Source organism: Pseudomonas sp. JQ36 (assembly GCF_053851495.1).
Window position 1 is genome coordinate 1,990,761 of the sequence record NZ_CM132642.1, and the last position, 15,474, is coordinate 2,006,234.

At 60.0% G+C, this 15,474-nt stretch carries 13 protein-coding genes; 10 read left to right on the forward strand and 3 right to left on the reverse strand.

Features of this window, described 5'->3' with window-relative positions; translation table 11 throughout:
• Positions 1-31: 31 nt before the first annotated feature.
• Together ACS4NR_RS08865 and ACS4NR_RS08870 are read right to left on the reverse strand one after the other, a co-directional pair.
• Entirely contained in the window at positions 32-475 is a 444-nt protein-coding gene (locus ACS4NR_RS08865) for a GNAT family N-acetyltransferase (protein ID WP_347814279.1), read from the reverse strand.
• Positions 472-1,233, reverse strand: coding sequence for a carbon-nitrogen hydrolase family protein (locus ACS4NR_RS08870; protein WP_456019742.1), 762 nt, complete (start codon positions 1,231-1,233; stop codon positions 472-474). Before ACS4NR_RS08870 ends, ACS4NR_RS08865 begins: the two co-directional genes overlap by 4 nt.
• 615 nt (positions 1,234-1,848) lie before the next feature.
• Between ACS4NR_RS08870 and ACS4NR_RS08875 the strand changes: the two genes are divergently transcribed.
• Positions 1,849-2,913 (forward strand): 3-deoxy-7-phosphoheptulonate synthase, encoded by a 1,065-nt coding sequence (locus ACS4NR_RS08875; protein WP_456019743.1) that lies wholly within the window; start codon positions 1,849-1,851, stop codon positions 2,911-2,913.
• A 73-nt stretch (positions 2,914-2,986) separates the two neighbouring features.
• Here ACS4NR_RS08875 and ACS4NR_RS08880 read toward each other — a convergent pair whose 3' ends face one another.
• Entirely contained in the window at positions 2,987-4,165 is a 1,179-nt protein-coding gene (locus tag ACS4NR_RS08880; protein ID WP_456019744.1) for a hypothetical protein, read from the reverse strand.
• 337 nt (positions 4,166-4,502) lie between these two features.
• Between ACS4NR_RS08880 and ACS4NR_RS08885 the strand changes: the two genes are divergently transcribed.
• The 9 genes from ACS4NR_RS08885 (at position 4,503) to hbdH (ending at position 15,427) form a co-directional block, all read left to right on the forward strand.
• Positions 4,503-5,372 carry an esterase/lipase family protein gene (locus ACS4NR_RS08885; protein ID WP_456019746.1) on the forward strand — a complete coding sequence of 290 codons (870 nt, stop codon included), beginning with the start codon at positions 4,503-4,505 and terminating at the stop codon, positions 5,370-5,372.
• A 96-nt stretch (positions 5,373-5,468) separates the two neighbouring features.
• The gene (locus ACS4NR_RS08890) at positions 5,469-5,750 is read left to right on the forward strand and encodes a peptidylprolyl isomerase (protein ID WP_007912303.1); all 282 of its coding nucleotides are present in this window, start codon (positions 5,469-5,471) and stop codon (positions 5,748-5,750) included.
• Between the two features lie 135 nt (positions 5,751-5,885).
• Entirely contained in the window at positions 5,886-7,754 is a 1,869-nt protein-coding gene (locus ACS4NR_RS08895) for an extracellular solute-binding protein (protein WP_095136145.1), read from the forward strand.
• Positions 7,754-8,815, forward strand: a complete 1,062-nt coding sequence (locus ACS4NR_RS08900) for a microcin C ABC transporter permease YejB (protein WP_115984821.1) — start codon at positions 7,754-7,756, stop codon at positions 8,813-8,815. Before ACS4NR_RS08895 ends, ACS4NR_RS08900 begins: the two co-directional genes overlap by 1 nt.
• Positions 8,815-9,837: an ABC transporter permease gene (locus ACS4NR_RS08905; protein ID WP_115984822.1), complete on the forward strand. Its 1,023-nt coding sequence runs from the start codon at positions 8,815-8,817 to the stop codon at positions 9,835-9,837. Before ACS4NR_RS08900 ends, ACS4NR_RS08905 begins: the two co-directional genes overlap by 1 nt.
• A 9-nt stretch (positions 9,838-9,846) precedes the next feature.
• A complete protein-coding gene (locus ACS4NR_RS08910; protein WP_456019747.1) occupies positions 9,847-11,421 on the forward strand; it encodes an ABC transporter ATP-binding protein in 1,575 nt (524 codons plus the stop codon).
• Between the two features lie 141 nt (positions 11,422-11,562).
• Complete coding sequence (locus ACS4NR_RS08915; RefSeq protein WP_456019748.1) at positions 11,563-12,978, forward strand: sigma-54 interaction domain-containing protein; 1,416 nt, start codon at positions 11,563-11,565, stop codon at positions 12,976-12,978.
• 276 nt (positions 12,979-13,254) lie between these two features.
• Positions 13,255-14,646 (forward strand): GntP family permease, encoded by a 1,392-nt coding sequence (locus ACS4NR_RS08920; RefSeq protein WP_456019749.1) that lies wholly within the window; start codon positions 13,255-13,257, stop codon positions 14,644-14,646.
• 7 nt (positions 14,647-14,653) lie between these two features.
• Complete coding sequence (gene hbdH, locus ACS4NR_RS08925) at positions 14,654-15,427, forward strand: 3-hydroxybutyrate dehydrogenase (protein ID WP_456019751.1); 774 nt, start codon at positions 14,654-14,656, stop codon at positions 15,425-15,427.
• Positions 15,428-15,474 lie beyond the last annotated feature (47 nt).

Here is a 15,474-nt window from a genome sequence, read left to right on the forward strand (position 1 = left end):
TTCATCATCGAAGGCTTGCCGGCCGTGGGTTTCAGAGCACAGGTGTATCGAAATCGAGTTGCATCCTCAGGAAACACTCGTCCTCACCGCACTCCTTGAAGCCTTTTCTCTTATACAGGCTTTGTGCCGGATTATTTTTGAATACTGTCAAACGCAGTGCCGGGAGTTTTTCGCTGTGAGCCAGGGCGACAACCTGATCAATCGCCCAGGATCCTGCGCCCTGCCTGCGAAAGGCCTCGGCTATTTGCAGCTCGCGGATGTACAAGGCCCGGCGATCATGACTGAGACTGAAAAATCCCACAGGAGCTTCACCAAGAAGGATCAGCCAGCTGTCGCGGCCATCCCAGGCAACGTCGAACGCTTCGTCCTGCCACAGCAGATCGTGGTCAATGTAATAGCGCAGCATGTTCTGGCACGTCAGCTCTCGGGCGAACGCCCGATCTGCCGATTCGGCACGACGCAATGCCCATGTCACCGGCCCACCGCCACGGGTACTACCCGTCCCTGCCATGCGCCGGCATCACGCCGGGCAATAACCAACACTTCATCCGGTCCTTGTGCCGCCACCACCAACGTACCGCTTTCAGACCAGAACGCGCTGCGACCCGCCGATTGCCATCCACCCGTGAGCCCGGCGTGATTGGCCATCAGTAACGCCATTGAGTGGTTTTGGGCATAGCCCTGCATCAGCGCGCTATCCACGCCGTAGCCTTTTTCACCGATCAGCACGCCTGCTGCGTACAGGTCGGCGCCCGCACCAGCAGCCGCTGCCGCGTGGCTGGCATGAGAAAAATCAGCGCAGACCGCCAGCGCGACGGTCTCGCTGCCTATACGTAGAGTCGAACCACCAACCCCAGGGGCATAGAAGCGTTCTTCGCCACTGTGCAAATGTTGTTTGCTGTAAACCTCAAGAGAACCATTCCCGCCTAATGTCAGCGCGCCGATCAATACCTTCGAACGTTCCTTATTGCGAATCGGCATGCCGACGACAGCGGTGAGGCCCAGCTCGCGAGCGCAATCGCGCAAGGGTTGCAGTACCGCATCCTGCGGATCGATTGCCAGGTCTGCCGCCACTTGGCCTTCGTAGCCTGTCAGCGACAGCTCCGGGAACACCAGCAGCTCGACGCCCTGCTCCGCCGCCTCGGCCATGAAGCGCAAATGACGGGCGATGTTCGCCGCCAGATCACCGGCAACGGAAAAGGATTGGGCTGCAGCGATGGTGAATCTCGACATTATTCATCCTTGGGATTGTGCCAAACACTCAGTGTGTCACAACGTCCCTGGCACTCAAGCGATAGGTAACCTCTTGAATGGGCCATAGCAATTTCTGATTGCTCAGGCGTACGGGCCTCTAGTAAGCTCGGCGCATTCATTGGAGACAGACCATGTTCAACGCCCTCTCACAGCTTCGTTCCGCCAGCGCCCTGCGCTCGGTTGCGGCTGCCCGGGTGAATGACGTTTGTGCTCCTGCCAGCTTTTATTTTGGGTATTGGTTTAGCCACTGGCGCGCCTGATACCCACCGGCGCCCATGAAAACGGGTCGCCTACCAGAGAATTCTCAACCCCCGGTCGGCCTCCCGACCGGGGGTTTTGTTTTTTCAGGCCCCAACTTTTTCAGCAACACACCAGACACTTTGAGGATTACCCCATGAACTACGCCACTTATTACCGTTACGACACTTTTAGCGCCTGGCGATTTAGCAGCCTCCGCTCGGGACAGCCTGCCGCCTCCGATCGGTCACCCACAGGTGGCAAGCACACACACGCAGCCAATACGGCCAATTGTCGAACACCCCAATAGGGCCGAGTGAGCGGGAAGCACCCGCCGCCAGCCCAGGAATCCCGAATATGAACTCGTCTGTTTCTGCTCTGCCACTGACCACCCTTGATTCTGCCAACGAAGCACTGACCCTGCGTCTGCCCAGCGCGTTGCAGCTCAAACAGCAATTGCCCCTGAGCAATGCCCTCGCCCAGCAAGTCGCAGCCCACCGCCAGGCGGTCCGCGCGATTCTCGATGGCGAAGACCATCGACTGCTGATCGTCGTCGGCCCTTGTTCGATTCATGACCCGCGCTCCGCACTCGAATACGCCGAAAAACTTTCCCGCCTGGCCCATGAAGTCAGCGACGAGATGCTGCTGGTAATGCGCGCTTACGTCGAAAAGCCCCGCACCACCGTTGGCTGGAAAGGTCTGGCCTACGACCCGCACCTGGACGGTAGCGATGACATGGCTGCCGGCCTGACCCTGTCTCGCGAATTGATGATCGAGATGATCCGTCTGGGCCTACCCATCGCCACCGAACTGCTACAGCCGATGGCCGCCGGCTACTTCGACGACCTGCTCAGTTGGGTTGCCATCGGCGCACGCACCACCGAATCGCAGATCCACCGGGAAATGGCCAGCGGCCTGAACATGCCCGTCGGTTTCAAGAACGGCACCGACGGTGGCGTGAGTGTAGCCGTCGACGCCATGCGCTCGGCAGCACATCCGCACCGACACTTCGGCGTCGACAGCCAAGGACACCCGGCGATCATTCAGACCCCGGGCAACCCCGACACTCATATAGTGCTGCGCGGCGGTCATCACGGTCCGAACTACGATCGCGAAAGCGTCGCCCGGGTACACGCCGACCTGAGCCGACTGAAGATTCCGAGCCGGATCATGGTCGACTGCAGCCACGCCAACAGCGGTAAGGACCCATTACGCCAGCCCGACGTGTTCAACGCAGTTCTCGAACAACGCCTGATGGGCGATCGCTCCTTGATCGGCATGATGATTGAATCCCACCTGTTCGAAGGCTGCCAGCCGTTAAGCCCCACACTGCGTTACGGCGTGTCGGTTACCGATGGTTGCCTCGGGTTCAGTGCGACGGAACAGTTGCTGTCGAGCACTGCCGAGCGTCTTCGAGCCTGATGATCCGAGCAGCCTTTGCGGGCTTATCAAAATCCCGCAAAGGCTGATTCATCGTTCAGACTTCACCACCGGGTTATGCCCACACCCGGATGCGGGTTGTCTCGGAAGCCTGGCTGACATCATCCAGCCGCTCCACTGAATACGACACCTGCACCACAGTTTCCCGGTGTTCTCGCCAGAAACGGTAAGGCACGATGAATACCAAGGGCTGGCCTGCGGTTTCCCGGGTAATGTCCCGATCATCGCGGTGACTGAAATACTCACCATCGCATTTCAAGTAAACCAGCTCCCCCTCCTCGGCCTGGGCATTGCCGATCACCACGGTGATGCCATCCTCGGCATCTACTACCTCCAGTTCGCCATCTTGCGCTTCCAGTACCTGCGGAGCTGCGAGATCGCCGCGCATCAATGGCGCAATCAGAATTCGCGAGCTGGCAGAGTTCCTCACCTGCGCCGCCCCTGATTCCACCCGGTAGCTGACGCTTACCTCCTGCATACGATGAGGGGCGATGCAATCTGCGGGTATCCAGAAAGACAGTGCTTCGCCGACCGCAAACTGCTCCACGAGCAACACATCGTTGATCACCGGCAGTCCTTCGACACCATGCCAGGACAGGATGATCCGGTCCCCGACAGCCATCCGGGCATAAGGTCGTACGATAACGCTAGTGCCTTGCGGAACACGGGCTGGATCGAGCGTCCCACCCACCGTCTCTTCAAGGATCGGAGCCAGCAGATCGGGTTCCGGATCACCCACATTCAGCTGCAAACGACTGGACGGCACCGGCTTCGGCTGCGCGACGCTGTACAGCGTCCAGTAAACCTCCAGCGAGCCGCGCTCCAGCGCTGCGATATGCGAACCCTTTACGACAAAGACGAGTTCCTGACCCACCTGCCTTTCACTGACCGCACGTGTGGTTTCGTGAATATAGGGCAATCCTTCGTCATCCAGTCCTTGCCAGCTCAGCACAAGTTTGTCGCCGCACAACATGTTCGGGTAAGGCGCAACCCTGACGAATGCGTTGTCGAGTGAAGGATCAAGCATTCCGCCCTCCATAACCTCGAGCATCGGTGCAGGCAGCCACGAGTCTGGAGAGGGTGCCGCTGCAGACCCAGGTCGATAGCAGAACTCGAAGTGCTTGCCGTCCACCTTCAAACTCAGAAGACCGCGCTCATCAGAGTCATCCGCTACAGGGGACATATTTGACGCTGATGCCACAGAAGAATCGCCATTGGCTTCGTATATAGACATTCGTAGCTCCATTCCTTGGATAAAACGCCGCCGTGAAGGCCGCGTCGAACGAAATCCATTGAACACCATCCAGCGATTGGCGGAAGTCAGCACAACGCCTTCCATCGGCAGGGTAAATACACCGCATAACGTAGGCTTACGAAGCAGAATCCAGCGATAACGGGCAAAAGATTGCCAAATGTTCCGACTACCCTCTCAAGCAGAAGCGAAAATTCGTACCGCTTTTAGTCCAATTTCCTTTCAGTACAGAGGATTTTTCAGACATCGCCGACCCGCAGGCCTGTTTTACAGTGGCACGCACCAACCACTGACAAGCATCTGCAAAAGAGGCAGGAACATGCAACGGAATGCGACAACCCGCTACCCCATCCTTTTGGTCCATGGCCTGTTCGGGTTTGACCGTATCGGCCATTTCGAGCTTTTTCATGATGTCAAGCAAGCGCTGAGGGAAGCAGGCGGGCAAGTCTTTGTGCCGCAGCTGTCCGCAACCCATGACAACGAAGTTCGCGGCCAGCAATTGATGTTCCAGATCGAACGCGTTCTGCGCGGCACCGGCGCCGGTAAAGTCAATCTGATCGGACATAGCCAGGGCGCGCTGGCATGCCGTTATGCCGCTGCGCTCGCGCCGGAGAAAGTCGCCTCGGTCACGTCGGTCAGTGGCCCCAATCACGGCTCGGAACTGGCTGACGCCTTACGCCTGGCGCTGATTCCAGGAGGCCTGCCGGAGCAGGTGGCGGAGCACGCTGCGACACAGTTTGCTCGATTCCTCTCGCTGCTCAGCGGTCAACCCGGCATGCCGCAGAACGCCGTCGCCGCACTCAATGCCCTGACGACTGCGGGCGTTGTGCAATTCAACAAAAAGTACCCTCAAGGCCTGCCTTCTACCTGGGGCGGCCAGGGGGCGGAACGGGTCAATGACGTTCACTACTATTCCTGGAGCGGCACGCTGCAGGACAATTTGTTGCAGGCTCTGGACCCAGTGCATTCCGTCTGCCACGCATTATCCAGCCATTTCGTCAAGGAGGCCGGACAGAACGATGGCTTCGTGGGTCGCTACAGTTCTCATCTGGGGCGGGTCATACGCGCCGACTACCCTTTCAATCACCTTGGCAGCTTGCGCCGTCCGGGCGGGTTGCGAATACCCGGCGCGGATCCTGTCGACCTCTACGTCGAACACGCGGTACGCCTGAAGGCCGCGCACCTATAGATGTACATCAACGCACCGAGTGGAACTTTGCCGAGAAATCGCTTACTGAATCCGGTAGGCTCCGCACTTTACTGAAATAGATTGGAGAGTTTCCCCATGGCTAAAGCCACTGCCCGCCACATCCTGGTTTCCAGCGAAGACAAGTGCAACGAACTCAAGGCCCAGATCGAAGGCGGTGCTGATTTCGCCGAAGTCGCCAAGGCCAACTCCACCTGCCCGTCCAGCCGTCAGGGCGGCGATCTGGGTTCTTTCGGTCCTGGCCAGATGGTCAAGGAATTCGACACCGTGGTCTTCAGCGCGCCGATCAACGTCGTGCAAGGCCCGGTGAAGACCCAGTTCGGTTATCACCTGCTCGAAGTCACCAGCCGTCAGGACTGATCCCGCGTCCGGTCTGCTGTGCAACGGCCCGCCTTTTGGTGGGCCGTTGTGTTTTGGTTACAGGATACGGCTGGCGACTGACGCGCCGCTCGCGTACAAATTGCGCTTATCGATCACCCGGCTTTAAGGCTGACAATGCGACTGGCTTTCCCGACTTTGCTGTTCACTGCCGTGGCCCTGCTGTTGGGCGCCGCTGGTGTGGACGCTACCCCGCAACACGCGTTGACCGTCTATGGCGAACCTGCCAAATACCCGGCCGGTTTCAGCCACTTCGACTACACCAATCCGCAGGCGCCCAAGGGCGGCACCATGCGCCGCTCGGCGATAGAGATCGGGCATTTCGATCACATCCTGCCTTATATAGACAAAGGCATCGGTGTCACCCAGATTGACGGCATGCTCTATTCGCCGCTGGCCCAGCGTTCGATGGACGAGCCTTACACCGTCTACGGCCTGGTGGCGCAGAAGATGGAGCGCTCGGAGGATGGCCTGTCGCTGCGCTTCTTCATTGATCCCAAGGCACGTTTCGCAGACGGCAAGCCGATCACTGCGCAAGACGTGCGCTACACCTATGACCTGTTGATGACCCAGGGCAGCCTGCGCTATCGCACGCAGTTCGCCGACGTCAAAGGTGTTGAAGTGGAAGCGCCGCTGACCGTGCGTTTCGATTTCAAGAGCAACGAGAACCGCACTTTGCCGCTGGACATCGCCACCCTGCCGGTATTCCCCGAGCACTGGTGGAAAACCCGCGACTTCGCCGGCGGCGGTGGCTATGAACCGCCACTGGGCAGCGGCCCGTATCGGGTCGGCAAGGTTGATTCCGGGCGCAGCATCACTTTTGAGCGCAACCCCGACTGGTGGGGCAAGGATCTGCCGGTCAGTCGCGGCCTGTACAACTTCGATCACTTCAGCATCGAGTATTTCGGCGACACCGATGTCGCACGCCAAGTACTGCGCGGCGGTGCCTATGACTACAACCGCGAGTTTTCCGCCACTGGCTATTCGATCGGTTACGACAGCCCTGCGCTGAGTGACGGTCGTTTGCAGAAGGCCCACCTGGCCACCGAAGCCCCGCAATCGGCGCAGGGCTTCGTATTCAACCTGCAAAAACCGATGTTTCAGGATCGTCGGGTGCGTCAGGCGCTGGCGATGCTCTGGGATTTCGAGTGGAGCAACCGGCAGATGATGCGCAACATGTACATCCGCCAGCAGAGCTATTTCTCCAATACCGCACTGGCAGCCCGCGAGCTGCCGGATGCCGCCGAGCTGAAAATCCTTGAGCCATTGCGCGGGCAGGTTCCCGACGAGGTCTTCACCCAGGTCTTCGAGGCACCGAAAACCGATGGCAGCGGGCTGATCCGCGATAAACAGCTGCAAGCCCTGGAACTGCTCGAACAGGCCGGCTGGAAACCCGAGGGCGACCAACTGGTCAATGCCGAGGGCGAGCCGCTGAGTTTCACCTTTCTGGTCAGTCAGAACGGCATGGACCGCCTGCTCCTGCCTTACAAGCGCACGCTGAAACAGATCGGCATCGAGCTGAATATCCGCCGCATCGACTCCTCGCAATACGTCAATCGCCTGATGAGCCGCGACTACGACATGATCGTCACCGGCTACCCGGTCAGCACGTCTCCGGGTGGCGAGCTGCTCAACTACTTCGGCTCGATATCGGCCAACGACCCCGGCGCCAACAACTACATGGTGCTGAAAAATCCGGCGGTCGACACCCTGATCAACGGCCTGATCCGTGCCTCGACCCAGAGTGACATGCTGCACTATGCCCATGCGCTGGATCGGGTGTTGCAATGGAACTACTACTGGATTCCCAACTATTACCCGCCGGGCACCTCCACCGTCTGGTGGAACCGTTTCGGCATGCCGGCGATCCAGGCCAGCAATGACGAAGCCATCGAGAGCTGGTGGGAAATCAGCAGCACGCCGTTGACCAACCAGCAGATGACCGCCGAGAAAATCGGGCGTGGCAGACCCGGAGGACCGCACTGATGTGGGCATACATTCTGCGGCGCCTGCTGCTGATCATTCCGACGCTGGTGATCATCCTGCTGGTCAATTTCGTGATCATTCAGGCGGCACCCGGTGGCCCGGTCGAACAGGCCATCGCCCATCTGCAAGGGATCGGCGGCGCGAGTGTCGGTGGCGGTTCCAGCGAAACCATGAGCGGCACCTCGCGTGCCAGCCGTGGCCTCGATCCGCAACTGATCAAGGACATCGAAAAGCAATACGGTTTCGACAAACCGGCGCATGAGCGTCTGTGGCTGATGCTCAAGAACTACGCGCAGCTGGACTTCGGCAAGAGCTTTTTCCGCGGCGCGACAGTCACCGATCTGATTCTGGAAAAAATGCCGGTGACCATTTCCCTCGGCCTGTGGGCGACGCTGATCACCTATCTGGTGTCGATCCCGCTGGGCATCCGCAAAGCGGTGCATCACGGCAGCCATTTCGACATCTGGAGCAGCACCGCGATCATTATCGGCTACGCGATGCCGGCGTTTCTGTTTGCGATGTTTCTGATCGTGGTGTTTGCCGGTGGCACGTCATTGAACTGGTTTCCGGTGCGCGGACTGGTCTCGGACAACTTCGAATCGCTGTCGACCCTGGGCAAGATCGCCGATTACTTCTGGCATCTGGTGTTGCCGGTGACGGCGCTGGTGATTGGCGGCTTCGCCACGCTGACGATTCTCACCAAGAACTCGTTCCTCAATGAAATCACCCGCCAGTACGTGGTCACCGCCCGCGCCAAAGGCCTGAGCGAACGACGCGTGCTTTACGGTCACGTGTTCCGCAACGCGATGCTGCTGGTGGTCTCGGGGATTCCGCAGGCGTTCATCAGTGTGTTCTTTGCCGGCTCACTGTTGATCGAAGTGATCTTCTCCCTCGACGGTCTCGGCCGCATGAGTTACGAAGCGGCAGTTTCCCGGGACTATCCGGTGGTGTTCGGCTCGCTGTTCATCTTCACCCTGTTCGGCCTCTTGATAAAACTGATCGGCGACTTGTGCTACACCCTGGTCGATCCGCGTATCGACTTCGCTGCGAGGAACGCCTGATGTTCAAGCTCTCGCCTCTGGGCCGTCGCCGTTTTGCGCGATTCAAGAAAAACCGCCGTGGCTGGTGGTCGCTGTGGCTGTTTATCGGCCTGTTCGTGGTGACACTGGGCGGTGAACTGATCGCCAATGACAAACCGCTGGTGGTCAGCTATCAGAACCAGCTCTACTTCCCGGTCTTCAAGCGCCACACCGAGCAGGAGTTTGGCGGGCAACTGCCGTTCCAGGCCGATTACCGCAGTGACTATGTGCAGAACCTGATCCGCAAGGACGGTGGCTGGCTGCTATTTCCGCCGATCCCGTTCAGCGATGACACGCCCAACTACGACCTCAATCAACCTGCGCCGAGCCCGCCCTCAAAGGTCAACTGGCTCGGCACCGACGATCAGGCGCGTGATGTGTTGGCGCGGGTGATTTTCGGTGCACGGGTATCGATCCTGTTTGCCTTGATGCTGACCGCCGTCAGCGCGCTGATCGGCATTGCCGCCGGCGCACTGCAAGGCTATTACGGCGGTTGGGTCGATCTGCTCGGGCAGCGTCTGCTGGAGGTCTGGAGCGGATTGCCGGTGCTGTACCTGCTGATCATTCTGTCCGGTTTCGTCGAGCCGAATTTCTGGTGGCTGCTGGGGATCATGGCGCTGTTTTCGTGGCTAGCACTGGTGGATGTGGTGCGCGCCGAGTTCCTGCGCGGGCGTAATCTGGAATACGTCAAAGCGGCGCGCGCGTTAGGCCTGAGCGACCGCAAGGTGATTTTCCGGCACATCCTGCCGAATGCGATGAACGCGACACTGAGTTACCTGCCGTTCATTCTCACCGGCGCGATTTCCACCCTCACCGCTCTCGACTTCCTCGGTTTCGGCATGCCCGCCGGCAGTGCCTCGCTGGGCGAACTGATCGGCCAGGGCAAGCAGAACCTGCAAGCGCCGTGGCTCGGGCTGACGGCGTTCTTCACCCTGGCGCTGATTCTTTCCTTACTGGTGTTCATCGGCGAAGCGTTACGTGACGCGTTCGACCCTCGATCCTGAAATGTGACCATGACTGATAACCTGATCGAAATCCGTGACCTGAACGTCGCCTTCCATGGCCAGCCGGCGGTGCGCAGTCTGTGCCTGGACATCCGCCCCGGCGAGTGCCTGGCCTTGGTGGGCGAGTCGGGCTCGGGCAAATCGGTGACCGCGCATTCGATTCTGCAATTGCTCCCCGAAGGCGATGCGCAAACCAGCGGCAGCATTCGTTATCGCGGTCAGGAACTGCTCGGAGCCGATCCGAAGGTGCTGCGTGAACTGCGCGGCAACCGGATCGCGATGATCTTCCAGGAACCGATGACCTCGCTCAATCCACTGCACACCATCGAAAAGCAGATCGGCGAGACCCTGCTGGTGCATCGCGGCCTGGGCGGTAAAGCGGCGCAGCAGCGCATTCTTGAATTGCTGGAACTGGTGGGCATTCAGAAGGCCAAAAGGCGCCTAAAGGCCTATCCGCATCAACTGTCCGGCGGCCAGCGGCAACGGGTGATGATTGCCATGGCGCTGGCTTGCGAGCCGGAACTGCTGATCGCCGACGAGCCGACCACCGCGCTGGATGTGACGGTGCAGCGCAAGATCCTGCTGCTGCTCAAATCCTTGCAACAACGCCTGGGCATGTCGCTGCTGCTGATCAGTCATGACCTCAATCTGGTGCGCAGCATTGCGCAACGGGTGTGCGTGATGAAGGCTGGCGAAATCGTCGAGCAAGCCCCGTGCGAAACCCTGTTTACCGAACCGAAACACCCTTACAGCTGCGTACTGCTCAACGCCGAGCCGGAAGGCGAAGCCCTGCCCCGCGATGAACGCGAGAACGTGCTGGAGGTGGATGATCTGCGGGTCGAGTTCGTCGTCGGCGGCGGGCTGTTCCAGCGCAAACAATATTTGCGCGCGGTGGACGGCATCAGCCTGAATATCCAGCGCGGCAAAACCCTGGGCATTGTCGGTGAGTCCGGTTCGGGCAAGTCGACCCTGGGTCAGGCGATTCTGAGGTTGCTCGATTCCAAGGGCAGTATCCGTTTTCAGGGCACCGCCCTCGATGGCCTCGATCAGAAGCAGTTGCGGCCATGGCGTCGGCAGATGCAGGTGGTGTTTCAGGATCCGTTCGGCAGCCTCAGTCCACGGATGTCGGTGGCGCAGATCATCAGCGAAGGGCTGGAGGTGCACTGTCAGTCCAGCGCCGATGAATGCGACGCACAGGTGATCCGCGTACTCAAGGAAGTCGGTCTCGATCCGGAAAGCCGTCATCGCTACCCGCACGAGTTTTCCGGCGGTCAGCGACAGCGCATCGCCATCGCCCGGGCACTGGTGCTGAAACCGGCGCTGATCCTGCTTGACGAGCCGACTTCGGCCCTCGACCGAACCGTGCAGAAACAAGTGGTCGCCCTGCTCCGCGACCTTCAGGAAAAACACGGTCTGACCTACCTGTTCATCAGCCACGACCTGGCGGTGGTGCGAGCGCTGGCACATGACATGATCGTGATCAAGGACGGCAAAGTGGTGGAACGCGGCGCCAGCCACGAGGTGTTCGACTCGCCGCAGCATCCTTACACCAAAGAGCTGTTGGCAGCGGCGCATCCGGGGTAGGCATAATCTGGCGCATGCCTTGATACCGAGTAGCATCTATCGCGAGCAGGCTCACTCCTACATTTGAAATGCGTTCCAGTGTAGGAGTGAGCCTGCTCGCGATGGCGTCGCCAAAGCCGAAAAATATTCAGGATCTGTCAGATGAACACCACCGAAAGCCTCAAGGACTACCAACGCGTTCGCTCGCTGGCAATCCGCTCGCTGTTCGAGATCATCGAACAGTCCAGCGAAGGCACGGTGATTGTCGATCGTGATGCCAACATCGTCTGGATGAACGAGCGTTACGCCCGGCGTTTCGGTCTTGAGTCGGCGAAAAAAGCCATCGGCCAACCCTGCGAAAGCGTGATCCCCGGCAGCCTGCTGCGTGAAGTGGTGCGCACCGGCCGGCCGATTCTGCTGGACATGCAGGACACGCCGAAAGAGCCGCTGGTGGTGATGCGCCTGCCGATCCACGACGACGCCGGGGCGGTGATCGGCGCCATCGGTTTTGCTCTGTTTGATGAATTGCGCAGCCTGTCGCCGATGCTCAAGCGCTACCTGAGCATGCAGGAAGAACTGGCCTCGACCCGCTCGCTGCTGCGGGCCCGGCAGACCAAATACAACTTTGCCCATTTCATCGGTACCAGCAGCGCCAGCCTCGAGGTCAAACGCCGCGCCCGCCGTAGTGCCAGCGCCGAATCCCCGGTGTTGCTGCTCGGCGAAACCGGCACCGGCAAGGAGTTGCTGGCTCAGGCGATTCACAGCGCTTCGCCCCGGGCGCACAAAGCCTTCGTCAGCATCAACAGCGCGGCAATCCCGGAGGCGTTGCTCGAAGCCGAATTCTTCGGCACCGCGCCCGGTGCGTTTACCGGCGCTGACCGCAAGGGTCGTACCGGCAAGTTGCAGATTGCTCAGGGTGGGACGCTGTTTCTCGATGAGATCGGCGACATGCCGTTGCCGCTGCAAAGCAAACTGCTGCGGGTGCTGCAGGAAAAGGAGTTCGAACCGGTTGGCTCCAACGACGTGATCCAGAGCGATGTGCGAGTGATCGCCGCGACTTCGACCGATCTGCAAGCCGCGATCAAGCGCGGTGAGTTCCGCGCCGACCTGTATTACCGTCTCAACGTGCTGCCGATTCAGGTTCCGCCGCTGCGCGAACGTCTCGACGATCTGCCGGCGCTCAGCGAAGCGATTCTTGAAGAACTGCGCAGCCAGCATGAACTGAGTCGCGCAGCGCTGAACCTGCTCGGACAACACGCGTGGCCGGGCAATATCCGCGAATTGCGCAACGTGCTGGAGCGCGCAGCGCTGCTCAGCGACGACCTGATCCTCACCGAAGAGGATATTCGCGCTGCAATCGGCACCTTCACACCGGTTGAACGCCCGTCTGCAACCACGCTGGACCCGTTGGCGGAAGAAACCTTTGCCGAGGCGCGGCAGCGGTTTGACCGGCAACTGATCCAGTCTGCCCTCGCGCAATGTGCGGGCAAAGTGCCGGAGGCGGCGGCTCGGCTGGGGTTGGGGCGCTCGACGTTGTACAAGAAGATGCTGGCCTTGGGTATCGCCGAGTCTCAATAAAGAGACCCAAGTCTCCAATAAAAGACAACAGCAAAAGCTTCGCGAGCAAGCCCGCTCCCACAGGGGATACGCATTCCAAATGTGGGAGCGGGCTTGCTCGCGAAGGCGTCAGCCTCTCGACAAAAATCTCCAAAGAGAGACTGCCCTTCAACTCTCAACACGCTTAAACCAATAAAACCCTTATATTTCAATGATTTGAGTATCTGGCACAGATCTCGCTAACACCTCTACCGCACCCGCTTCACCCACAAAAATAACAATCCCTGGAGACACTCCATGAGTGTGATCATCGCCTTGGCAGCCCTCGCGCTGCTGATGCTTGCCGCCTACCGTGGCTACAGCGTCATCCTCTTCGCCCCGATTGCCGCCCTCGGCGCTGTCCTGCTCACTGACCCTTCCGCCGTCGCCCCTGCCTTCACCGGGGTGTTCATGGAGAAAATGGTCGGTTTCATCAAACTGTATTTTCCGGTGTTCCTGCTCGGCGCCGTGTTCGGCAAATTGATCGAATTATCAGGGTTCTCCCGTTCGATCGTGGCCGCAGCGATTCGCTTGCTCGGCACCCGTCAGGCGATGCTGGTGATTGTGCTGGTCTGCGCCCTCCTCACTTACGGCGGCGTGTCGTTGTTCGTGGTGGTGTTTGCGGTGTATCCGTTTGCCGCCGAAATGTTCCGTCAGAGCAATATCCCCAAGCGCCTGATCCCGGCGACCATCGCCCTCGGCGCATTCTCGTTCACCATGGACGCCCTGCCCGGTACGCCGCAGATTCAAAACATCATCCCCAGCACCTTCTTCAACACCACCGCGTGGGCCGCGCCGTGGCTGGGGGTGATCGGCACGATTTTCGTGTTCTGCGCCGGCATGCTGTTCCTGCAGCGCCAACGCAACAAGGCCCAGCGCGCCGGCGAAGGTTATGGCACCGAGCTGCGTAACGAGCCGGAAACCGCCGAAGACCTGAAGCTGCCGAACCCATGGATCGCCCTGTCGCCGCTGCTGGCGGTGGGCATCATGAACCTGCTGTTCACCCAGTGGATTCCGCAGTGGTACGGCAAGACCCACAGCCTCGCGCTGCCGGGGATGGCCACGCCGGTGAACACGGAAATCGCCAAACTCACGGCGATCTGGGCGGTGCAGGCGGCATTGCTGATCGGCATCCTGATGGTGCTGGTGTTCGGCTTCAAGGCGATCCGCAGCAAACTCGCCGAAGGCAGCAAAAGTGCGGTCAGCGGTGCACTGCTGGCGGCGATGAACACCGCCTCGGAATACGGTTTCGGTGCGGTAATCGCTTCGTTGCCGGGCTTTCTGGTGCTGGCCGACTGGCTCAAGCAAATCCCCAATCCGCTGGTCAATGAAGCGATCACCGTGACCCTGCTGGCGGGTATCACCGGTTCGGCGTCGGGAGGCATGAGCATTGCGCTGGCGGCGATGTCCGAGCAGTTCATCGCGGCGGCAAACGCCGCGAACATTCCGCTGGAAGTGCTGCACCGCGTGGCTGCGATGGCCAGCGGCGGCATGGACACCCTGCCGCACAACGGCGCGGTGATCACCCTGCTGGCAGTCACCGGCCTGACCCACCGCGAAGCCTATAAAGACATTTTCTGTATTACGCTGATCAAGACCCTGGCGGTTTTCGTAGTGATCGGCACTTTCTACGCCACTGGCATTGTGTGAGGTATTCATGACGACTCTTTCGGGCAAGACCGCACTGGTTACCGGTTCCACCAGCGGCATCGGTCTGGGCATCGCCCTGAGCCTGGCCAAGGCCGGCGCCAACCTGATTCTCAACGGTTTCGGTGATGCCTCGAGCGTGATCGCCGAAGTCGGCCAGTTCGGCGGCAAGGTCGGTCATCATCCGGCGGACGTCAGCGACCCGGCGCAGATTGCCGACATGATTGCTTACGCCGAGCGTGAATTCGGCGGCGTCGACATTCTGGTCAACAACGCCGGGATTCAGCACGTGGCCGCCGTTGAGGAGTTTCCGGTGGAGCGCTGGGACTCGATTATCGCGATCAACCTGTCGTCGGTATTCCACAGTACGCGCCTGAGCCTGCCGGGGATGCGCGCCAAGGGCTGGGGGCGGATCGTCAACATTGCCTCGGTGCACGGTCAGGTGGGTTCGACCGGCAAGGCTGCGTATGTTGCGGCCAAGCACGGGGTGATCGGTTTGACCAAAGTGGTCGGGCTGGAAACGGCTACCAGTAACGTCACCTGCAACGCGATCTGCCCGGGCTGGGTGCTGACGCCGCTAGTGCAGAAGCAGATCGATGATCGTGCCGCCAAAGGCGTCGATCCGCAGCAGGCGCAGCACGATTTGCTGGCGGAAAAGCAGCCGTCGCTGGAGTTCGTCACGCCGCAGCATCTGGGGGAACTGGTGTTGTTCTTGTGCAGCGAGGCTGGGAGCCAGGTGCGGGGGGCGACGTGGAATATTGATGGGGGGTGGTTGGCGCAATAGGTAGCGCAGGCCCCCTGTGGCGAGGGAGCTTGCTCCCGCTGGGTGGC